Annotated in this window: 18 protein-coding genes; 9 read left to right on the top strand and 9 right to left on the bottom strand. The window is 73.4% G+C overall.

Annotated elements, in window-relative coordinates; translation table 11 throughout:
* The first annotated feature begins 94 nt into the window (after positions 1 to 94).
* The 6 genes from ACFVU7_RS24165 (at position 95) to ACFVU7_RS24190 (ending at position 8,288) form a co-directional block, all read left to right on the top strand.
* Positions 95 to 586, top strand: coding sequence for a hypothetical protein (locus tag ACFVU7_RS24165; protein WP_147409055.1), 492 nt, complete (start codon positions 95 to 97; stop codon positions 584 to 586).
* Between the two features lie 61 nt (positions 587 to 647).
* On the top strand, positions 648 to 1,166 hold the full coding sequence (locus ACFVU7_RS24170) for a hypothetical protein (RefSeq protein ID WP_380717241.1): 519 nt from the start codon (positions 648 to 650) through the stop codon (positions 1,164 to 1,166).
* Positions 1,167 to 1,209: 43 nt separating this feature from the next.
* Entirely contained in the window at positions 1,210 to 2,820 is a 1,611-nt protein-coding gene (locus ACFVU7_RS24175) for a trypsin-like serine protease (protein WP_074005977.1), read from the top strand.
* A gap of 101 nt (positions 2,821 to 2,921) precedes the next feature.
* Positions 2,922 to 4,493, top strand: coding sequence for a trypsin-like serine protease (locus ACFVU7_RS24180; protein ID WP_074005976.1), 1,572 nt, complete (start codon positions 2,922 to 2,924; stop codon positions 4,491 to 4,493).
* Between the two features lie 92 nt (positions 4,494 to 4,585).
* On the top strand, positions 4,586 to 6,328 hold the full coding sequence (locus ACFVU7_RS24185) for a trypsin-like serine protease (protein WP_388047088.1): 1,743 nt from the start codon (positions 4,586 to 4,588) through the stop codon (positions 6,326 to 6,328).
* A gap of 118 nt (positions 6,329 to 6,446) precedes the next feature.
* Complete coding sequence (locus ACFVU7_RS24190) at positions 6,447 to 8,288, top strand: trypsin-like serine protease (protein WP_388047090.1); 1,842 nt, start codon at positions 6,447 to 6,449, stop codon at positions 8,286 to 8,288.
* A gap of 101 nt (positions 8,289 to 8,389) precedes the next feature.
* Here the strand turns inward: ACFVU7_RS24190 and ACFVU7_RS24195 are convergent, their stop codons facing one another.
* The 7 genes from ACFVU7_RS24195 to ACFVU7_RS24225 form a co-directional block, all read right to left on the bottom strand.
* Positions 8,390 to 9,733 carry an MFS transporter gene (locus ACFVU7_RS24195; protein WP_387830330.1) on the bottom strand — a complete coding sequence of 448 codons (1,344 nt, stop codon included), beginning with the start codon at positions 9,731 to 9,733 and terminating at the stop codon, positions 8,390 to 8,392.
* A gap of 98 nt (positions 9,734 to 9,831) precedes the next feature.
* Positions 9,832 to 10,674, bottom strand: coding sequence for a glycerophosphodiester phosphodiesterase (locus tag ACFVU7_RS24200; protein WP_074005973.1), 843 nt, complete (start codon positions 10,672 to 10,674; stop codon positions 9,832 to 9,834).
* Between the two features lie 176 nt (positions 10,675 to 10,850).
* On the bottom strand, positions 10,851 to 11,246 hold the full coding sequence (locus tag ACFVU7_RS24205) for a hypothetical protein (RefSeq protein ID WP_074005972.1): 396 nt from the start codon (positions 11,244 to 11,246) through the stop codon (positions 10,851 to 10,853).
* Positions 11,243 to 11,722 (bottom strand): protease inhibitor I42 family protein, encoded by a 480-nt coding sequence (locus ACFVU7_RS24210; protein WP_387830312.1) that lies wholly within the window; start codon positions 11,720 to 11,722, stop codon positions 11,243 to 11,245. Before ACFVU7_RS24210 ends, ACFVU7_RS24205 begins: the two co-directional genes overlap by 4 nt.
* 5 nt (positions 11,723 to 11,727) lie before the next feature.
* Positions 11,728 to 13,305 (bottom strand): peptidoglycan-binding protein, encoded by a 1,578-nt coding sequence (locus ACFVU7_RS24215; RefSeq protein ID WP_049651414.1) that lies wholly within the window; start codon positions 13,303 to 13,305, stop codon positions 11,728 to 11,730.
* A 168-nt stretch (positions 13,306 to 13,473) separates the two neighbouring features.
* On the bottom strand, positions 13,474 to 13,809 hold the full coding sequence (locus ACFVU7_RS24220; RefSeq protein WP_049651413.1) for a hypothetical protein: 336 nt from the start codon (positions 13,807 to 13,809) through the stop codon (positions 13,474 to 13,476).
* A 226-nt stretch (positions 13,810 to 14,035) separates the two neighbouring features.
* On the bottom strand, positions 14,036 to 15,061 hold the full coding sequence (locus tag ACFVU7_RS24225; protein ID WP_388047092.1) for a hypothetical protein: 1,026 nt from the start codon (positions 15,059 to 15,061) through the stop codon (positions 14,036 to 14,038).
* A gap of 168 nt (positions 15,062 to 15,229) precedes the next feature.
* Between ACFVU7_RS24225 and ACFVU7_RS24230 the strand changes: the two genes are divergently transcribed.
* On the top strand, positions 15,230 to 16,459 hold the full coding sequence (locus ACFVU7_RS24230) for an FAD-dependent monooxygenase (protein ID WP_388047094.1): 1,230 nt from the start codon (positions 15,230 to 15,232) through the stop codon (positions 16,457 to 16,459).
* 92 nt (positions 16,460 to 16,551) lie between these two features.
* Here ACFVU7_RS24230 and ACFVU7_RS24235 read toward each other — a convergent pair whose 3' ends face one another.
* Positions 16,552 to 17,454, bottom strand: a complete 903-nt coding sequence (locus tag ACFVU7_RS24235) for a UTP--glucose-1-phosphate uridylyltransferase (protein WP_049651410.1) — start codon at positions 17,452 to 17,454, stop codon at positions 16,552 to 16,554.
* Between the two features lie 295 nt (positions 17,455 to 17,749).
* Here ACFVU7_RS24235 and ACFVU7_RS24240 point away from each other — a divergent pair, with 295 nt between their 5' ends.
* Both ACFVU7_RS24240 and ACFVU7_RS24245 read left to right on the top strand, forming a co-directional pair.
* The gene (locus tag ACFVU7_RS24240; RefSeq protein ID WP_049651409.1) at positions 17,750 to 18,121 is read left to right on the top strand and encodes a YciI family protein; all 372 of its coding nucleotides are present in this window, start codon (positions 17,750 to 17,752) and stop codon (positions 18,119 to 18,121) included.
* The gene (locus tag ACFVU7_RS24245; protein ID WP_049651408.1) at positions 18,118 to 19,350 is read left to right on the top strand and encodes an RNA polymerase sigma factor; all 1,233 of its coding nucleotides are present in this window, start codon (positions 18,118 to 18,120) and stop codon (positions 19,348 to 19,350) included. Before ACFVU7_RS24240 ends, ACFVU7_RS24245 begins: the two co-directional genes overlap by 4 nt.
* A gap of 107 nt (positions 19,351 to 19,457) precedes the next feature.
* Here the strand turns inward: ACFVU7_RS24245 and ACFVU7_RS24250 are convergent, their stop codons facing one another.
* A complete protein-coding gene (locus ACFVU7_RS24250) occupies positions 19,458 to 20,141 on the bottom strand; it encodes a TetR/AcrR family transcriptional regulator (protein WP_074005965.1) in 684 nt (227 codons plus the stop codon).
* Positions 20,142 to 20,173 lie beyond the last annotated feature (32 nt).

The raw sequence follows: 20,173 nt of genomic DNA on the forward strand, positions 1-20,173 counted from the left end.
ACGACAGCTTGGTTCGCCTGCCATCAAGGGTGGTTCGTACCAATCAGCGGATCTGCCCGTCAGGGCAACACCAGATGAACGAAGAGGAATAGTCATGGCAAAGCGCATGTCCCGCTTGCTCGTTGGCGGTGCCGTCGTCGTGGCCGCCACGCTCGGCGCCACCGCACTGGCCTCCGCCGACGGCGTCCCGGCGGACAACTCGGCCGCGCCGGTGGCGGTCGAGGACTTCAACTACCCCGGCCCGGCGCCGTACCCCAACGTCAAGCTGCTGCGCGGCGACGGCCACATCGTGCTGTCCGACTGCGCCGTCGACAGCCAGATCAGCGTGCTCAGCTTCGACCTGCCCAACGCCGGCGGCAACCAGATCTGCTTCCGCGCCACCAGCACCACCGGCTACCTCGCCCTGGAGGTGCCCAACGTGTTCCGCATCCGCACGGACGCCTACTCGCTCAACGCCAAGCTCACCAGCGTCGACGGCGCGCAGAGCGTGGACATCGCCAAGGGCACCGCCGTCCCCGTCGGGATCGGCAGCGGCTCCGGCAACGGCAAGCCGGCCGCCCTGCTCGAACTGCGCGTCACCGGCTGACGACCGCCCGCCGATACCGCACCGCTCCCCGCTCTTCGCTCACCTCTCGATGGAGCCCCAGGTGACCCACACCCCCCTCCGCGACACCAGGAGGACCGGCCGCGCCACCGCGGGCCGGTGGCTGGCCGCCGCCGCCGTGACCGCCACGGCGCTCGTCGGCGCCACCGCGATCGCCGCCGCCGACACCACCCCCGCCGACAACTCCGCCGCACCGCCCGCGGTCGAGGACTTCGCCTACCCGGGCGCCGCCGCGATCACCAAGGTGAAGCTGCTGCGCGGCGACGGCCACATCCTGCTCGGCGACTGCGCCAAGCCCACCCAGATCCAGGTCTGGACCCTGGCCCCGGGCAACCCGGACAACCAGATCTGCTTCACCGTCTCCGGCACCACCGGGTCGCTCTCCCTCCAACTGCCCGAGGTCTTCGGTATCCAGACCGCAGGTGGCCGCGCGGTCCGGGCCGGCCTCACCACCGGCACCACCCAGAAGACCCTCGACGTCCCCAAGGACGGCTTCCAACCGGTCGGCGAAGGCAACAACGGCGCCTCGACCAGCCTCGTCGAACTGACCGTCACCGGCTGACAGCCACCCGCGCATCCGTTCCTCACCGTCTGGGAATACACATATGCCTCGCAACTCCTCGCCCCGCTCCCTGCGGGCGGGTGTGCTGGTCGCGGCTGCGGCCGCCGGCACGCTGAGCACCTTCTCTCCGGCCGGCGCCGTGGTCGGCGACGCGGCTGCCGACAACACCTACACCGCCGCCACCCGCCTGGTGATCGGCGACAACCTGCGCGGCTGCACCGGCGCGCTGGTGGACCGCTACTGGGTGGTCACGGCCGCCTCGTGCTTCTCCGACGACCCGGCGCAGCCGCAGGCCCTGGTGGCCGGTGCGCCGAAGTGGAAGACGACCGTGACGGTGGGCGCCAAGTCGGCCGAGGTGGCCGAGCTGGTGCCGCGCGCCGACCGTGACCTCGTCATGGCCCGTCTCGCCACGCCCGTCGACGGCATAGCCCCGCTGCCGCTGGCGACCGCCGCCCCGACGGCCGGGCAGAGCCTGCGCGTTCCCGGTTTCGGCCGGACGAAGGACGAGTGGGTGCCGAACAAGCTCCACACCGGCGTGTTCAGCCTCGACAGCGTGAGCGCGACGGGCATCGGCACCACCGGCACCGGCGGCGCGGCGGTCTGCAAGGGGGACACCGGCGCTCCCGCCATCCGTGAGACGAACGGCAAGGCCGAGCTGGTGGCCGTGGCCTCCCGTTCCTGGCAGGGCGGCTGCCTGGGCACCCCGGCTACCGAGACCCGTACCGGCGCGTTCAGCTCCCGCGTCGACGACCTCGGCGACTGGGTGAAGGGCCTGCGTTCCCGCACGGCGGAGGTCAAGGCCGGCCTGCAGCTCCAGATCATCGACATCAACAACAGGATGTGGAACACCGTCGACGACTCCAGGGCCGGCGGCTGGCTCGGCTCCTGGTCGCCCGTCAGCACAGTCTCGTTGACCGCCGTGGACAGCGTCGCCATCGGCGACACCGTGCACGTCTACGCCGTCGGTTCCGACGGCAAGGTCTACACCCACGACGGCAAGGTCGGTGGCGTGTGGACCCCGTGGGGCGAGGTCCCCGGCGGCGCCGGCGGTGCCCAGGGCGTCACCGCCGCGGTCCGCGGCAACACCGTCAGCCTCCAGATCATCGGATCCGACGGTTCCCTCTACAGCACCAGCGTCGACTACGCCGCCGGCAGCTGGCGCGGAAACTGGGAGCAGGTCGGCACCAACAACCTGAAGTCCATCACCAGCGCCACCACCCCTGACGGCGTCGTCCACGTCTTCGCCGTCAACGAGGACCTTCGCGTCTACACCCGCGACAACCGGCCCGACGGCAGCTGGACCCCGTGGGGCGAGATCCCCGGCGGTGCCGTCGGCGTCCAGGGCATCACCGCCGCCGCCCGCGGCAACACCGTCGACCTCCAGATCATCGGCGGCGCCGGCGACCTGTTCACCACCTACGGCCACTACGACCTCGGCCACTGGGACCCGCAGTGGCAGAAGGTCAGCGAGAACCGCCTGAAGGCCATCTCCAGCAGCGCCGAGGGCAACGTCGTCCACGTCGTTGCCGTCAACGAGGACACCAAGGTCTACACCCGCGACGCCGACTACAACGCCGGCAAGTGGACGCCGTGGACCGAGGTCCCCGGGGGTGCCTTCGGCGTGAAGGCGATCACCGCCGCCACCACCGGCTGACCCCGCACAGCACCGCACCGCGTCCCGCCGGACCGGCCGCCGTCCGGTCGCCCGTCCGGCGGGGCGCCACCTTCTCGTCACTCCTCAGGGGGGAATTCCTGATGTCCCGTAAGTCCCAGTTCCGTTCCCGTCGGGCGGGTGTGCTGGTCGCGGCCGCCGCCGCCGGCACGCTGAGCGCCGTCTCTCCGGCCGGTGCCGTGGTCGGCCCCGAGGCTGCCGACAACACCTACACCTCCACCGCCCGTCTGACGATCGGCGACAACCTGCGCGCCTGCACCGGCGCGCTGGTCGACCGCAGCTGGGTGCTCACCGCCGCCTCCTGCTTCTCCGACGACCCGGCGCAGCCGCAGGCCCTGGCGGCCGGCAAGCCGAAGTGGAAGACCACCGTCACGCTCGGCGCCAAGTCGGCCGAGGTGGTCGAGCTGGCGCCGCGCGCCGACCGCGACCTCGTCATGGCCCGCCTCGCCACGCCCGTCGACGGCATCGCCCCGCTCGCGGTCGCCGCCGCCGCACCGACGGCCGGGCAGAGCCTGCGCGTCGCCGGCTTCGGCCGGACCAAGGACGAGTGGGTGCCGAACAAGCTCCACACCGGCGCGTTCACCCTCGACACCGTGAGCGCGACCGCGATCGGCATCACCGGCACCGGCGGCGCCTCGATCTGCAAGGGCGACACCGGTGCCCCGGCGATCCGCGAGGTCAACGGCAAGGCCGAGCTGGTCGCCGTGGCCTCCCGCTCGTGGCAGGGCGGCTGCCTGGGCACCCCGGCCACCGAGACCCGCACCGGCGCGTTCAGCTCCCGGGTCGACGACCTCGCCGGCTGGGTGAACCAGGTGCGGGTCTCCCGTCCGGCCAGCCGACTGTTCGCGGTCGGCGGCGACAGCCAGATCTGGGCCAACGAGGGCGCGTACACCACGAACGTGTGGGGCACCTTCGAGGCCGTGCCGAACAGCGGCGGCGTCCGGCAGGTCAGCGCCGTCACGATGGGCGACAAGGTGCGCCTGTTCGGGATCGGCAGCGACCAGCGGATCCGGACCAGCACCAGGAACAGCGCCGGCGTCTGGTCGCCGTTCGAGGTCGTGCCGGGCAACAGCGGCATCCGGCAGGTGACCGCCGTCGCCATGGGCGACAAGGTGCGCCTGTTCGCCGTCGGCGGCGACGAGCGCATCTACGGTGCGGACGGCGACTACGCCGCGGGCACCTGGAGCGCGTTCTCGCCGCTGCCCAGCAGCGCGATCAAGCAGGTGACCGCCACCGTCGTCGGCAACACCGTGCGGCTGTTCGCGATCGGCGGCGACGGCCGGATCTGGACCAGCACCGGCGACTACACCGCCGGTACGTGGAGCACCTTCGAGGCGATCCCCAGCAGCGGCATCCAGCACATCGCCGCCACCACGATCGGCAACACCGTGCGGGTGTTCGCGGTCGGTGCCGACAGCCAGATCTGGACCACCGACAGCACCGGCAACGGCCCCTGGACCACCTTCGAGAAGGTGCCCGACGCCCTCGGTGTCAAGCAGGTCGCCGCCACCACCATCGGCGACACCATCCGCCTGTTCGCGATCGGCAGCGACGACAAGATCTGGACCGCCGACAAGAAGGCCGACGGCAGCTGGACCACCTTCTACAAGGTCGACAGCAGCGGCATCCAGGGCCTCGCCGCCACCACCGGCTGACCCGGGTCCCGTACCCGTGCCCCGCGGGGGCCGTCGGCGTGAGACCGACCGCCCCCGCGGGCTCCCACCCACCGACCCGAAGGGGAGTCCCCATGTCCCGCAAGTCCCAGCTCCGCCCGCGGCGGGCGGGTGTGCTGGCAGCCGTCGCGGCCGCTGCCGCCGGCGCGCTGACGACCTTCGCCCCGGCCGGCGCCGTCTCCGGCGGCGCCGCGGCCGACACCACCTCCGCCACCACCGCGCGCATCGTCATCGGCGACAGCCTGCGCGGCTGCACCGGCGCGCTGATCGACCAGTACTGGGTGCTCACCGCCGCCTCCTGCTTCGCCGACGACCCGGCTCAGCCGCAGGCCCTGGCGGCCGGCAAGCCGAAGTGGAACACCACCGCCACCGTCGGCGCCAAGTCGGCCCAGGTGGTCGAGCTGGTGCCGCGCGCCGACCGCGACCTGGTGATGGCCCGTCTGGCCGTGCCGGTCGACGGTGTGACGCCGCTGGAGGTGGGCACCTCGGCGCCGACGGCCGGGCAGTCGCTGCGTGTTCCCGGTTTCGGCCGGACCAAGGACGAGTGGGTGCCGTCCAAGCCGCACACCGGCGCTTTCAGCCTCGACACGGTGAGCGCGACCGGCGTCGGCATCACGGGGACGGGCGGTGCGGCGGTCTGCAAGGGCGACACCGGTGCCCCCGCCATCCGTGAGGTCAACGGCAAGGCCGAGCTGGTGGCCGTGGCCTCCCGCTCCTGGCAGGGCGGCTGCCTGGGCACCCCGGCCGCCGAGACCCGCACCGGCGCGTACGCGACCCGGGTCGACGACCTCGGCGTGTGGATCACCAACGTCCGCCACTCGACCCCGTCGGGGACGAAGGTCACCGGCTCGCCGTTCACCGTCGTCGACCCGGCCACCGGGCACCCGCTGACCTTCGTCCAGGACAGCAAGAACCACCTGTGGTCGGTCGACCCGCAGAACGAGGGCTGGACCGACCTGGGCGGCTACGCGGCCGCCCGCCCGACCGCGATCGCCAACCCGGCCGACAACCACGTGATCGTGTACGTCAACGGGCCGGACAACAAGCTCTGGTCCTACGACCGCACCACCGGCAAGTGGACCGACTTCATCCCCACCCCCGCCGGGACGGTGCTGGCCCCCGACGCCGTGCCGCGCACGGTCGTCGACCCGGCCACCGGCCACCTGGTCACCTTCGTCCGCGACACCGCCCACCACCTGTGGTCCGTCGACCCGCAGGGCGAGGGCTGGTACGACTACGGTGGCCTGGCCGCCACCGACCCGGTGCCGGTCGTCAACCCGAACGACGGCCACATCGTGGTGTACGTCAACGGGCCGAACAACCGGCTGAACTCCATCGACCGCCGGGGCGCCGGCCGGGTCGAGTTCATCCCGCCGGCCCTGGCCCCCGACGCGGTCCCCTCGACCGTGGTCGACCCGGCCACCGGGCACTTCACCACCTTCGTCCGCGACGCCGCCAACCACCTGTGGTCCGTCGACCCGTTCGGCCCGGGCTGGCGCGACTGGGGCGTGATGGCTGCCACCGACCCGGTCGCGATCGCCGACAAGGCCGGCAACCGGACCGTGGTGTACGTCAACGGGCCGAACAACCGGCTGAACGCGCTCGACTTCGCCACCGGGAAGTGGACCGAGTTCGGGCTCACCCCGTCGGGCACCGCGCTGGCCGCCGACGCCGTCCCGCAGACCGTCGTCGACCCGGTCAGCAAGCACCTGGTCACGTACGTCAGGGACACCAACAGCACGCTCTGGTCCATCGACCCGCAGAGCCAGGGCGGCCCGGCCTGGGTCCGCTTCCACGGCGGCCCCTCCGCCCCCTGACCCGCACCTGACCCGCGGCAGGCCCGCTGCGGCCCGCCACGGCCGCCGGTCGAAGGCCACCGGCACCCCGCGCACCCGCGGGGTGCCGTCCTCCCCGAACGCTCCCTGGAGATCCCTCATGCCCCGCAAGTCCCAGGTCCGCTCCCGGCGGGCCGGCGTACTCGCCGCTGCCGCTGCCGCCGGCACGCTGTGCAGCATCGTCCCGGCCGGCGCCGTGGTCGGCGACACGCCCGCCGACGGCTCCTACGCCTACACCGTCCGCCTGGCGATCGGCGACAACGTGCGCGTCTGCACCGGCGCGCTGGTGGACCGCTACTGGGTGGCCACGGCCGCCTCGTGCTTCTCCGACGACCCGGCGCAGCCGCAGGCACTGGCCGCCGGTGCGCCGAAGTGGAAGACCACCGCCACCGTCGGGCGCACCGACCTGGCCACGGGCGCCGGTGTCGTGACGGACGTGGTGGAGCTGGCGCCGCGTCAGGACCGCGACCTGGTCCTGGCCCGCCTGGCCGTCCCCGTCACCGGCGTCGCCCCGCTCGCGGTCGCCACCACCGCCCCGACCGCCGGCCAGACCCTGCGGGTGCCCGGGTACGGGCGCACCAAGACCGAGTGGCTCCCGAACCGGCTCCACTCCGGCGCGTTCAGCCTCGGCACGGTGAGCGCGACGGGCGTCGGCATCACGGGGACGGGCGGCGCGGCGGTCTGCAAGGGCGACACCGGTGCCCCCGCCGTCCGCGAGGTCAACGGCAAGGCCGAGCTGGTCGCCGTCGCCTCCCGCTCGTGGCAGGGCGGCTGCCTGGGCGTGCCCGCCACCGAGACCCGGACCGGCGCGTACAGCACCCGGGTCGACGACCTCGGCGCGTGGATCAACCAGGTCCGCGACGGCTGGTGGGACACCGTCACCGCCAACCCGGCCGCCCGCAGCTCGGTCTACGACCCGGTCCGGAAGACCACCACGGTCTTCGCCGTCGACAGCGACCGCCACGTGGTGTCCTCCTCCAGCGCGGACGGCACGACCTGGAGCGACTGGACGCGGGTCGGCGGCGACTGGCAGTTCGCGAGCGTCCCCACGGCCGTGTTCAACCCCGCCACCGGTGCCATCGAGCTGTTCGCCATCGGCACCGACGGCGTGCTCAGCCAGACCTACTGGCTGCCGGACGGCAAGGGCTGGATCGAGTGGTACTACCAGCCCACCGACAAGAGGTTCACCGGCAGCCCCACCGCCGTCTACAACCCGGCGACGAAGACCGCGGAGGTCTTCGCCACCCAGACCAACGGGGCCGTCGCGCACTCCTACTACACCGTCGGCATGACGGGGTGGAGCGGCTGGTACGACATCAAGGCCAACAAGGAGTTCACGGGCAGCCCGAGCGCCCTGTACAACCCCGCCACCGGTGCCATCGAGCTGTTCGCGGTCAACACCGACGGCGTGCTGAAGCAGAGCTACTGGCTGCCGGGCCAGGACTGGAACCCCTGGTACGCCCAGGACGACAACGTGAGGTTCACCGGCAGCCCCACGTCCGTCTACAACCCGGTCACCAAGGTCGCGGAGGTCTTCGCCACCCGGACCAGCGGTGTCGTCGCGCACTCCTACTACACCCCGGGCATGACGAAGTGGAGCGGCTGGTCCGAGGTCCGCAGCCGTCAGTTCGCGGGCTCGCCGACCGCCGTCTTCGACCCCGCCACCGGCGGCTTCGCGCTGTTCGCGGTCGACGGCAACGGTGTCCTCGCCCGCGCCGAGTGGCAGCCCGACGGCAAGCCGTGGAGCGAGTGGACCAACGTCGGGGACTGGCGGTTCACCACCGGCCGCTTCCCGACCGCGACGTTCAACGCGGCGGCCGGCACCCTGGACCTCTTCGCCACCGGCCAGAACGGCGTCTTCAACCACGCCTCGTACCAGCCGGGGAAGAGCGGGTGGAGCGGCTGGAGCACGCTCCCCGGCAAGACCATGGTCACCGGCTGACGAAGCGTCCACGGACCGTCCACGCACTGTCCACGGACCGGGCCCGGCCGCTCCCCGCTCAGGCAGGGGGAGCGGCCGGGCCCGGTCCGTCGTGCGCGCGCTCAGAGGCGCTCGGGGACCGGGTTGCCGACGGCCTCGATGGCACGGCGGACCGGGACCTTGAGCAGGACGGCGAAGCCGATGACGAAGAAGACCAGCAGCGAGATGATCGCCGAGCGGTAGCTGCCGGTGAGCTGGTAGGCGAGGCCGAAGACGAGCGGGCCCATCCAGCTGGTGCCGCGGTCGCTGACCTTGTAGAAGCTGAAGTACTCGGCCTCCCGGCCCGGCGGTATGAGGTGGGAGAAGAGGGAGCGGGAGAGCGCCTGGCTGCCGCCGAGCACCAGGCCGATCATGCAGGCCAGGGCGTAGAACCAGGCGGGCTGGTGGGCGGGCATGAAGTAGCCGAGGGCCAGGGTGACGACCCAGCCGACCAGGGAGCCGAGGATGGTCCGCTTGGCGCCGTACCGGTGGGCGATCCGGCCGAGCAGCAGGGCGCCGCCGATCGCCACGACCTGGACCAGCAGCACGGCGGTGACCAGCGAGGTCTGCTCCATGCCGAGTTCCTCGCTGCCGTAGAGCGAGGCCTGGGAGACGACGGTCTGGATGCCGTCGTTGTAGCAGAGGAAGGCCGCGAGGTAGAGCAGGGTGAGCGGGTGCTCGCGCATCCGGCGCAGGGTGCGGCCGAGTTCGCGCAGGCTGCCGGCGGCGGGCTTGCCGGGCTTGCCTGGCGCGGTGGCCGGGGTTTCCGCGGGGTCGGCGGGGGCGGTGGGGGCCACGCCGGCCCGGGAGGGCAGCCGCAGCATCGGGACGATGGTGAACAGCGCCCACCACAGGCCGGCCGAGGCGAGGCAGATCCGTACGGCGGTGCCGGAGTCCAGGCCGAACGCGTCGTGGCCCTGGAACAGCGCCAGGTTGGCGATCAGCAGCAGTCCGCCGCCCGCGTAGCCGTAGGCCCAGCCCTTGGAGGAGACCTTGTCGCGCTCGTCGGGGGAGGCGAGGCCGGGCAGGTAGGCGTAGGACAGCGCGACCGAGACCGCGTACGCGATGTTGGCGACCACCAGCAGCCCGCCGCCGAGCAGGTAGCGGTCGCCGCCGAGGAAGAACATCCCCATCGTGGCGAGCGAGCCGACGTACGCGAAGCCGCACATCAGCTCCTTGTGCCGCCCGGTGCGGTCGGCGACGGTGCCGGTCAGCAGCATCACCGCGACCGAGAGCAGCACGGAGAAGGAGACCGTGTACGGGAAGAACGATCCTGCGCGGATCGTCAGGCCGAGCGGGTGGACGTTGCCGGCCGCGTCGGCGGCGTCCTTGGCGACGGTGGTCAGGTACGGGCCGAGGAACACCGTCAGGACGGTGGCCGAGAAGGCGGCGTTGGCCCAGTCGTTGATGTACCAGCCGAACTGCATCCGGCGCAGGGAGCGTGCGTCGGTGTCGGCGGCGGCCGGGTCGGCGTCGGGGGCGGTCGGTGGGTCGTCCGGCAGGTGCGTCGCCGAGTTCGTGGTGCTCATGGGGTTCCCATCACCGTGCTGGAGCCGGTACTGCCGTCCGTCCAGCAGCCGCGCTCGCCGAGGACGTCCCGCAGGACGTCGATGCGATCGGCCATGATGCCATCCACACCCAGGTCCAGGAGAGCCCTGATCCGTGTGGGATCGTCCACAGTCCAGACGTGCACCTGGAGGCCGAGCCGGTGGGCGGTGCGGACGAAGGCCCGGTCGACCACCCGGACGCCCCGGTGACGCTCCGGCACCTGCGCGCACAGCCCGGCGAACGGCGCCCCGGACGGGGCTTCGGACGGCGCTCCGGACCGTGTGGAGGCCCGCCCGGGCAGGAACGATTCGGCCAGCGAGCGCAGCCGCAGCCGGGCCACCTCGCGCGGGCCGAGCGAGGTCGCCAGCCGGGGTCCGGCGGCAGCGCGGACGGCGGCCAGCCGGCTGTCGGAGAAGCCGCCGACGCAGACCCGGTCCCAGGCGTCGGTCCGGCGGATCGCCTCGACCAGCGGCCCGACCGCCGGCGCCGCCTTGACGTCGATGTTGAAGCGGGCCCCGGGGAACGCGCCGAGCAGGTCCTCCAGCAGCGGCACCGGCTCGGTCCCGCCGATCCGGGCCCGCCTGACGCTCTCCCAGGGCAGCTCCGCCACCGCCCCGGCGCGGTCGGTGACCCGGTCCAGGTGCGTGTCGTGGAAGGCGACCAGCACACCGTCGGCGGTCGCGTGCACGTCCGTCTCCAGGTAGCGGTACCCGAGCGCGACGGCGGCCTCGAAGGCGGCGAGCGAGTTCTCGGGGCGCCCGAGGTCACCGCCCCGGTGGGCGAAGGCGAGCGGCCCGGGGTGGTCGAGGAAGGGGTGCATGCGGTGCTCCGAGCTGCGGGGGGAGGGCCCGACGGCTCCGACGGGGTCGGGATCCGCGGGCGTACCAGCGCGTTACAGTATGACGCACCCTGTCAAGCAGTAACGCGCCGCCGGGCCCCCGGCCAGGCCCCGTCAGGTCCTCCCTCCGGGCCCGCCTGGTCCCCGTCAGGTCCCCGTCAGGCCCCCCGGACGTCCCGGCGCATGCCGAGGATCTCCGCGACGGCGTCCAGCCACCGGGCGAGCAGCTGGTCGCCGTCGACGCTGGTGACGGTGGTGGCCGCCGAGCCCAGCCAGTCGCGGGCGAGCCGGGCCGGCTCCGCCCCCGGCAGCGGCTCGGCGAGGTCCGCGGCGTAGCGGGCGCCGCCGCTGCGCACCACCTCGGCGAGGAAGGCGAGCGACCGGGGGAGCACCCCCAGCGCGTCGGCGGCCAGCGCCGCCGCGACGGCGCCCTCGCCGAACAGCGCGGCCCGGTGCGGACCGGCGAAGGCCAGGCCGTAGCGGAGCATGGCGGACACGTCGAGCTGCCGCAGCTCCTCGTCGGTCCTGGGACGGAAGCGGTCGTCGGGGCTCATCGGACCGTCACCGGGTAGGTGTTGCGCACGACCATGTTCCTGTTCTCTTCGCTGGGTGCGGGGAGGTTGCAGTAGCTGCGGAAGCAGTTGAGGAGGGTGACGGCGGTGGTCCCGCGGCCCTTGGCCTCGAAGGTGTAGAAGCGGGTGCCGCCGACGCCGTCCGAGGTCTTCGACTCCGCCGGGAGGTCGAGCTTCTCCGCGACCAGGGCCGCGACCGCGGCGTCCGGCTGCGGGGCCGCGACGCTCCAGCGGTCGCCGACCGAGGAGTTGTCCCGGACGGCGATCGTGAAGCGCTCGCCGACGGCGAGGCTGACCGAGCGCTCCTCCGCGCCGAGCACCCGGCCGCGGTCCGGACCGGACGGCGCGTCCTGCCCGCAGGCCGTCAGCCCGGTCGCCAGGACGGCCGCCAGCGCCACCGCCCGCAGCGGCCCGCGGGCCGGCCTCCGCGCCGACGCCGCCGTGAACACCCTTGCCACGCCGGTCACTTCGGCAGGTGGACGGCGTAGGCGGTGGGCAGCCGGTCGTCCGAGGCCCCGGCCATCCGGCCGTTGACGAAGTCGTCCTCGCTGACCCAGGTGGTGGTGCCCCACGGGTTGTAGATCTGCAGCATGTTGCCCTCCTGGCCGACGATCATCATCGCGTGGCCCGACCGCTTGCCGTCCTTGTCGTAGCCCTCGACCCCGACCGGCACCGGCTTGCCGTCGGCGACCGCCTTCTCGATGTCCGGCAGCAGCTCGCGCCGGGCGTTGCTGTCCGGCATCGGCTTGTAGTCGAAGTCGGCGCCGGTGTGCGGGCTGACCTCCTTCTCCAGCACCTTCTCCTTGCCGTCCGCCCCCATGCCGTCCCAGTTCGCGCCGCCGTCGCCCTCCTGGTGCACCCGGTGCTGCTCGGCCAGCAGCCGCTGCTGGAAGGCCGCCGGGTCGTCCTCCTGGCCGGACGGGCCGCCGGTCAGGTCCAGCGCGTAGAGCGGGTCGACCATCGCCCGGGCGGTCACGGTGGAGGAGGCGACGCAGGTGCCCTCGGTGTCCGCCTGCTTCCAGTTGGCGCCGTCGAAGGTCACCTGGTCCGTGTTCCGGTTGGAGCCGTTGTCCTGCTGCCCGCCGCTGCTGGTGTCCCCGTCCTCGGTGTAGACGGGCGTCAGGTGCGTCCGGAGCCACTCCGGGTCCTTGCCGTGGATCTTGCCCTGGAAGGCGCGGATCTCGTCCATGGAGTGGCCGGCCGCCAGCGCCTTCATCAGATAGGCGCGCTCCTGGGGGGACTTGGAGTCGGCGAGCAGCTTCTCGAAGTCCGCCCGGTCCTTGTCGTTCATCTTGTCCAGGTACTCGCCGGACCGCTTCATGTCGTTGGCGGTCAGCAGCTCGTTCAGCTCGGTCGGGCCGTCCGGACCGGAGGTCTCGGCCAGCACCAGCTTGTCGGCGGCGGTGACCGCGTTGGTCTTCATCTTCCCCGCCCGGGCCTCGGAGGCCAGCTTGTTCAGGTCGCGGGCCGCCGCCCGGGCCGCCTCGTCGGCGTGCTTGGCGGCGCTCAGCATCGCGTCGACCTGGGGCACGGCGGCCTGCTGCGCCTTCTTGCGCGCCGCCTCGTCCTCGTCGTCCTCGAACCACTCGTCGAACCAGCCCTGCTCGCCGCCCAGTTCGCTCAGCACCTGCTGGAGCGCGGAGCGTGCGGCGCCGTCCTGGCCCTGGGCGGAGCGCAGCGCGTCCGCGAGGCCGAGCAGGGCCGTCCCGCCGTTGTAGAGCGCGGTGGTCTGCTGGTCGACGGCGCGGGCGGCGGCGGCCACCACCTCGGCGGCCTTCGCACCCGTCGAACCGGTCCAGACGTCCGGCAGCCCGGAGGTGGCGACCGCCAGGACCTCCTGGTGGAGCTGGGTCGAGTCGGCGGCCGCGGTCTTGTAGCGGTTGCCGGTGGCCTCGATGGTGCCCGGGTCCCCGACCGGCGCGTGGACCGCCAGCGCGCCCTTGATCGCGGAGATCAGATCGTTCTTGTTGTCCGCCCCGCGGACGTCCTTCAGCCGGTCGGTCAGCGCCTTGCAGCGCTGCGTGGTGGATTCGCCTGCCATGACGGCCCGTTCGCCCCCTGTACCCGTTGCCCGTGGTGTCGTTCCCCGCCGCTGCCCGGCGGTCCTCCGTCGGCTGCCCATCGGCCGCTCGACGGCTGCTCATCGGCTTGCGGACGTCAGCTCGTCAGCCGCCGTCCGCTCCGGTGTCCGGTGCGCGCCGGCCCCGCCTCAGCCGAAGGGCCGGTAGTCGCCGCTGCGCGAGGCGGACGCGAGGTCCTTCACCACGCTGCCGTCGGCCGACTGGTAGCCGTTCGAGGAGCCCCGCACCTTGCCGGCCAGCTCGCTCAGCGCGCTCTTGATCGTCGCGGTCTCCGCCTGCCAGGCGCTGCTGAAGTTGCGGTACGCCGGGTCGACGTCCTCGCCCCCGAACACGTCCGCGCCGTAGCAGACCGGGTCGCTGATCGCCGTTCCGATCGTCCCCTCGTCCCCGGACGCCTTGTCCAGCGCCTTCGCCTGCCCCTCGGCCCCGCCGGCCTGGATCGCGTACCCCGACCCCTGCGCCATGGTTCACCCCTCGTGCGTCCCCCGAGCCGTCCACGCGACGGCGTTCGAGCACCCTACGGGCCCTCCGGTGCCCGGGCAATTCGTATCGCGCCTGGTGGGAGGGCTGTTGCGAATTCATGACACACCGTCCGGAACCCGGTGACGGCGGGCGACGGACGCTCCGTCCGCAGTCACCGGGCGACGGGCCGCGGACGTCACCCTGCCGCGGGCGGGGCGGCGGCCCCGGCTACTGGATGCTCCAGCGGTGCGGGTGGCCGGGGTCGGCGGGGCAGGCGAAGACGTTGAGCAGGCCCCAGCGGCCGACGGTGACCTCGGTCGGCATGACGACGCCGTGGCCGTCCGCCGAGGCCTCGTCCTCCAGCGGCCGCCAACTGCCGCTGCCGCCGTCCCACTCCGAGCTGTCGACGGTCAGCAGCAACCGCATCGGGGTCGCGCAGTCGTGGCAGTCCATCGGGGCCGGGTCGGTGCTGTGCCAGGAGGCGAAGCCGCCGACGCGCCAGCCGGGCGGGATGGACAGGTCGTACTGGTAGAGCGGCGGGTCGTCCTCCCCGTGCTCCTCGGCCGCAGCCTCCCGGGCCTCCTCCCAGGCGTCGATGCGGGCGCACAGGTCCTCCGGGAGGAGGCCGGCGAACGGGTAGGTGGGCACCTGCTCGGGATGCAGCACGCACGGCTCGGGCAGGTACCCGTCGAAGCCGACGACCTCCGGGCGCGGGGGCTGGGCCAGTACCTCGGCGACCTCCCACGAACGGCGCCAGCGCAGGTCGAGCAGCATCTCCCAGCGGCCCGGGCCGTGGGCGTCGAAGGGGCACCAGAAGACCTGGAGCAGGTCGCAGCCGTCCGGCCCGGGCGGCAGGTCGGGGACGTCCCGCCGGTAGAACTGGGCGAGGCCGACCAGCGGCAACGGGCCGTCCGCGGCCGGGCCTTCGACCCGGTGGCGGCGGTCGAGCTCCTTGAGCAGCAGCCGCTCCCCGTCCGTCGGCCCGGGATCCTGCTCGCGGTTCCAGGCCGCGGCCAGGACCTCCCGGGAACGGTGGACGTCCGCCGGGCGCCGACCGCGGGCGTGCGGGTGGGGGTCGGTGCAGACCGGCCAGGGCTCGTCGGCGGGCCACAGCAGCGGGCCGCCGACGGAGCTCGCCGAGGCGTCCGGCCGTCCGGGGCGCGGATGGAGCCGGGTGGTGGTGCCCCGGTGGTGCGCCAGTTCGGGGAAGAGCGCCTCGACGTCGAGCGGGCGCGGGGGTGTGGTTCTCGGCATGGGGTCGACCCTAGAGAGTGGCCGGTGGCGCCCGGGAGCAGGGTCCCCGGCGCCGTGCTGTCAGCGCCGTGCCGGTGTCCCGCCGACGGTGACAGCGCGGTGTCCGCGTCCTGCAAGTGGCGGACCGCACAGTGGTGTTGAGGCAGAGCAATCCATGGGAGGAACACCATGTCGAACAGCACTTGGCCGGGCTCCGGCCCGCGCACCACCTCCGTCCTGGTCTCCGGCGCCGGGATCGCCGGCACCGCCCTCGCGTACTGGCTGAACCGGTACGGCTTCCGGGTCACCGTCGTGGAGCGGGCCCCCTCGCTGCGCGGCGGCGGGCAGGCCGTGGACGTCCGCGGCACCGCCCTGACGGTGGTCGAGCGGATGGGGCTGCTGGAGGAGATCCGGGCCCGTCGGACCGGCCTGCGCGGGATGTCCGTGGTCGACGCGGACGGCCGCGAGCTGCGCCGCACCACCGAGTGGACGGCCACCGGAGGGCCGGTCGACGGCCCGGACGTGGAGATCCTGCGCGACGAACTCGCCGGGCTGATCGCCGCGGCGGACGCGGGCGTCGGGGGCACCGGAACCGCCGGGCCCGGCGTCGAGTACCGCTTCGGCGACTCGATCGACACCCTGGTGCAGCACCGGGAGGGCGTCGAGGTCCGGTTCCGCGGCGGCACCGAGCAGGCCTTCGACCTGGTCGTCGGCGCCGACGGCCTGCACTCGAACACCCGCCGCCTCGTCTTCGGCCCCGAAGCGGACTACCTGCACCCGATCGGCACCTACCTCGCCGGCTGGAGCGTGCCCAACCACCTGGGCCTGGACCGCTGGGAGGTCGTCCACCGGCTCGGCGACGACCAGAACTGGTTCTGCATGGCGATGACCGTCCGCGACAACAGCGAACTGCGGGTCTTCGTCGGCCTCGACACCGAGGAGCCGCTCGACCGGATGCTCCCGCGCGACCCCGCCCGGCAGCGGCGGCTGGTGGCCGAGCGCTCCGCCCACGCGCGCTGGGAGGTGCCGCGCTTCCTCCGGGCGCTGGAGGAGACCGACGCCTTCCACTACGACGTCGTCGCCCAGATCCGGATGGAGCGCTGGTCCAAGGACCGGGTCGTGCTGCTCGGCGACGCGGGCTACTGCTGCTCCCCGTTCACCGGTCAGGGCACCAGCGTGGCCCTGACCGCCGCCTACGTCCTGGCGGGCGAGCTGCACGCGGCCGACGGCGACCACCGCGCGGCCTACCCCGCCTACGAGCGGCGGCTGCGCGACCACGTGGCCGCCAACCAGGCGATCCTCGAACTGACCGGCGACCGGCGGGCCCGGGTCGACAGCATCGCGAACCTCGAAGGGCCCGGTCCGGAGCTGGAGGCGGCCTTCCGGGCGGCCCTCGACTTCTACCTGCCCGCGTACTGACCGCCCCGACCGCCGGTTTCGCCGCCCCGACGATCTGCCTCGATGATCCGCCCCGACGGCCCGTCCCGCCACGGGCCGTCCGGGCGCCCGTCCTACAAGGCGGGGGAGAGCTCCGCGGCGAGCCGGCGCAGCTCGGGCCCGTACTCCGGGTTGGCGAGCGCGGCCGCGAACTGGGCGCGCAGGTAGGCGGCGGGGTTGCCGGTGTCGTACCAGGTGCCGGCGATGACCTGCCCGTAGACCGCGCGCCGGGCCGCGTAGGCGTTGATGGCGTCGGTCAGGTAGACCTCGTCCTCGGGCTTCTCGTGCCAGCGGAGGGTCAGTTCGCGCAGCTCGTCGACGATGCCCGGGGTGATGACGTAGCCGCCGATCGCCGCGTACGAGGAGGGCGCGTCGGCCGGCTTCGGCTTCTCGACCAGGCCGCTGATCCGCAGCGAGCCGCCGCCGAGGTCCTCCTTCACCACCGGTACGCCGTACCGGTAGGAGTCCTCGGGCGCCATCGGCATCAGCGCGAGCACCGGCGCGTTGGTCTGCTCGTACGCCCTGATCAGCTGCTGCGCGCGGGGGACCTCCGCCACGAAGACGTCGTCGGGCCAGAGCACCAGGCAGGGCTCGTCGCCGAAATGGCGGGCGGCGTTGAGCACCGGGGTGCCGTTGCCGTACGGGCCGTGCTGGTAGAGGTAGCTGATGTGGCCCTTGCGGGACAGCTCGCCGACCTCCTCGACCGCCGCCGCGAAGGCCTCCTTGCCGTCCCGGCGCAGCTGCTCGACCAGGACGGGGTTGGGGCGGAAGTGCTCCTGGATCAGCCCCTTGTCGCCGTTCACGACGATGGTGATGTCGGTGATGCCGCTCTCGACCAGCTCGCGCACGGTGTGCTCGATCACCGGCTTGTCGCCGACCGGCAGCATCTCCTTCGGCGTGGCCTTGGTCAGCGGCAGGAGGCGGGAGCCGAGCCCGGCGGCGGGGATGACGGCTCGGCGGATCGTCCTGGGGGCCATGTGAGACGCTCTCTCGTTTCGTCGGTGGTGCGACGCCTTGGTGACGCGGCGTCACGGCCGACGCTATCAAGGACCGGCGGCACGTTGAGTGGACGGCTGCCGTACGGAAGTTGGCCCCCCGGCGGCCGTCCGGCTGCGCCCGCCGCCCGCGAGCGGCCGGTGAGCCGTGGGGCGTGGGAGGTGTGAGGGGATTCGTGGGAGATTTGTCCGCCGGGGGACGTCAAGACGGCGTCGCCCGCTCCGACCACCGGTCGAGGTCGGCCCCGCCGGGGCCCGCGAACCCGAGGAGGACGAGATGAAGTTCCTGATCAGCCTGCACCTGAACCCGGCCGTGCTGGACGCGCTGACCGACGAGGAGAAGGGGGCGATCGGCGCCGGGCACGGCCGGTTCATCGAGGAGCTCAGGGAGTCCGGCGAGCTGGTCCTCACCCAGGCGCTGGTCGATCCGTCGCAGGCCGCCGTGGTGACCGTCCGCAACGGGCAGCCGGTGGTGACCGACGGACCGTTCCTGGAGGCCAAGGAGTTCCTGGGCGGCTTCTACCTGGTCGACTGCGAGGACAAGGAGCGCGCGGTCGAACTGGCCGGCCGCATCCCGGACGCCGCGATCGAGGGGCTGGGCGTCGAGGTGCGGCAGGTGATGTTCTCCGACGGACACTTGGAGGCATGACGGAACCGGACTTCGAGGACCTGCTGCGTGGGCTCACGCCGCAGGTCCTCGGCGCGTTGGTACGACGGTACGGCCGCTTCGAGGGGTGCGAGGACGCGGTGCAGGAGGCCGTCCTCGCCGCCACCGTGCAGTGGCCGTCCGAGGGGGTGCCGGACAACCCGCGCGGCTGGCTGGTGACGGTCGCCTCGCGGCGGCTGATCGACCAGCTGCGCGGCGACCGCGCGCGGCGCGAGCGGGAGTGGGCGACGGCGGCCGCCGAGGTGGTCCCGGAGGAGGTGCCGGACACCGACGACACGCTGCTCCTGCTGTTCCTGTGCTGCCACCCGGCGCTGACCGCGGCGTCCCGGACCGCCCTGACGCTGCGGGCGGTCGGCGGACTGACCACGGCCGAGATCGCCCGCGCGTTCCTGGTGCCGGAGGCGACGATGGCGGCCCGGATCAGCCGGGCCAAGCAGCGGATCAGGGCCGCCGGCGGCTCGTTCGAGCAGCCCGGGCGGGCGCTGTCGGCGGAGGAGCGCGAGGAGCGGCTGCGGGTGGTCCTGCACGTGCTCTACCTGATCTTCAACGAGGGCTACACCGCCACCTCCGGCGGCGAGTTGCACCGCCTCGACCTCGCCCGCGAGGCGATCCGGCTGACCCGGGCGGTGCGCGCGCAGCTGCCCGAGGACGGCGAGGTCGCCGGGCTGCTCGCGCTGATGCTGCTGACCCACGCCCGCCGCGCGACCCGGACGACGGCCACCGGCGACCTGGTCCCGCTGGCCGAACAGGACCGCACCCGGTGGGACCGCGACCTGATCGGGGAGGGAACGGCGCTGGTCAAGGCGGCGCTGGCCGGGCCGGAGCTCGGCCCGTACCGGCTCCAGGCCGCGATCGCCGCCACCCACGCCGACGCGGCCCGCGCCGAGGACACCGACTGGCGGCAGGTGCACGCCCTGTACCTGATCCTGGAGCGGATCGCACCCAACCCGATGGTCACCCTCAACCGGGCGATCGCCCTCGCCGAGACCGAGGGCCCGGAGGCCGGCCTGGCACTCCTCGCTGCGCTGGACGCGGACGCCCGGATGGCCGGCCACCACCGGCTGCTCTCCGTCCGGGCGCACCTGCTGGAGCGGACCGGCGACACGGAGGGGGCGTACGAGCACTACCGGCGCGCCGCCCGGGCCACCGCGAGCCTCGCGGAGCGCCGGTACCTGGAGACCCGCGCGGGCCGGGTGCGGCCGACCGGTTGAGCCGGCCCGCTGATCGGGTCTGCTGATCGGGCCTGCTGATCGGGCCTGCTGAGCCGCGTCCGGTCGGGCCGCCTGGCCGCGCCGCTTCGCGGGGCCCGGGGCCCGGGTCAGAGCCCTATCGCGTCGGCGGTCTGCTCGGTGGTCCAGGCGAAGAAGTCGTCCGCCGGGTCCAACGAGCCGACCAGCTGGCCGTGGAGCTCGAAGCCGATCAGGCCGACCAGCTGCACCCAGGCGCCGATGGTCCGGGCGAGGACGTGCGGCGGCAGGTCGAGGCCGAACTCCGTGACGATCCGGGTCAGTTGCCCGGCCAGCGCGCCGCGCGGCGGCGGGACGGGCTGGGTGGGCCGCAGCCTGGCGTCGCGGACCACGCCGATCAGGGCGAACGGCAGCCGGGTGGCGGGTTGGACGGTGGTGCGGGGCGCCGCGTAGCCCGGCACCGGGGTGCCGTAGAGCAGCGAGAACTCGTGCGGGTTGGCCCGGGCCCAGTCGCGGGTGGCCGTCCACAGCGCCCGCCAGCGCTCGCGCGGCGCGGCCGCCCCGGCGGTGGCGAGGGCGCCCTCCGCGGCCGCGCCGAGTTCGTTGTAGGCGTCGATGATCAGCGCGGTCAGCAGCTCGTCGCGGCTGGCGAAGTAGCGGTACAGCGCGGAGGAGGCCATGCCCAGCTCGCGGGCGACGGCGCGCAGCGACAGCTGCTGGGCGCCCACCGAGGCGAGTTGGCGGCGGGCCTCCTGCTTGATCTCGCGGGTGAGTTCCTCGCGGGCCCGTTCGCGGGCGGTCCGGATCGCTGGCATGGGGACAGACTGCCACAATTCGGAGCGCCGCA

The organism is Kitasatospora sp. NPDC058046 (assembly GCF_042885595.1).
In the GTDB taxonomy this organism is placed as follows: Bacteria; Actinomycetota; Actinomycetes; order Streptomycetales; family Streptomycetaceae; genus Kitasatospora.

Excerpts from the sequence above, each read along its gene's own strand:
- ACFVU7_RS24165 (WP_147409055.1), top strand. The coding sequence starts at position 95 with ATGGCAAAGCGCATGTCCCGCTTGCTCGTTGGCGGTGCCGTCGTCGTG.
- ACFVU7_RS24175 (WP_074005977.1), top strand. The coding sequence starts at position 1,210 with ATGCCTCGCAACTCCTCGCCCCGCTCCCTGCGGGCGGGTGTGCTGGTC.
- ACFVU7_RS24180 (WP_074005976.1), top strand. The coding sequence starts at position 2,922 with ATGTCCCGTAAGTCCCAGTTCCGTTCCCGTCGGGCGGGTGTGCTGGTC.
- ACFVU7_RS24185 (WP_388047088.1), top strand. The coding sequence starts at position 4,586 with ATGTCCCGCAAGTCCCAGCTCCGCCCGCGGCGGGCGGGTGTGCTGGCA.
- ACFVU7_RS24190 (WP_388047090.1), top strand. The coding sequence starts at position 6,447 with ATGCCCCGCAAGTCCCAGGTCCGCTCCCGGCGGGCCGGCGTACTCGCC.
- ACFVU7_RS24195 (WP_387830330.1), bottom strand. The coding sequence starts at position 9,733 with ATGCAGTTCGGCTGGTACATCAACGACTGGGCCAACGCCGCCTTCTCG.
- ACFVU7_RS24200 (WP_074005973.1), bottom strand. The coding sequence starts at position 10,674 with ATGCACCCCTTCCTCGACCACCCCGGGCCGCTCGCCTTCGCCCACCGG.
- ACFVU7_RS24205 (WP_074005972.1), bottom strand. The coding sequence starts at position 11,246 with ATGAGCCCCGACGACCGCTTCCGTCCCAGGACCGACGAGGAGCTGCGG.
- ACFVU7_RS24215 (WP_049651414.1), bottom strand. The coding sequence starts at position 13,305 with ATGGCAGGCGAATCCACCACGCAGCGCTGCAAGGCGCTGACCGACCGG.
- ACFVU7_RS24220 (WP_049651413.1), bottom strand. The coding sequence starts at position 13,809 with ATGGCGCAGGGGTCGGGGTACGCGATCCAGGCCGGCGGGGCCGAGGGG.
- ACFVU7_RS24225 (WP_388047092.1), bottom strand. The coding sequence starts at position 15,061 with ATGCCGAGAACCACACCCCCGCGCCCGCTCGACGTCGAGGCGCTCTTC.
- ACFVU7_RS24230 (WP_388047094.1), top strand. The coding sequence starts at position 15,230 with ATGTCGAACAGCACTTGGCCGGGCTCCGGCCCGCGCACCACCTCCGTC.
- ACFVU7_RS24235 (WP_049651410.1), bottom strand. The coding sequence starts at position 17,454 with ATGGCCCCCAGGACGATCCGCCGAGCCGTCATCCCCGCCGCCGGGCTC.
- ACFVU7_RS24240 (WP_049651409.1), top strand. The coding sequence starts at position 17,750 with ATGAAGTTCCTGATCAGCCTGCACCTGAACCCGGCCGTGCTGGACGCG.
- ACFVU7_RS24245 (WP_049651408.1), top strand. The coding sequence starts at position 18,118 with ATGACGGAACCGGACTTCGAGGACCTGCTGCGTGGGCTCACGCCGCAG.
- ACFVU7_RS24250 (WP_074005965.1), bottom strand. The coding sequence starts at position 20,141 with ATGCCAGCGATCCGGACCGCCCGCGAACGGGCCCGCGAGGAACTCACC.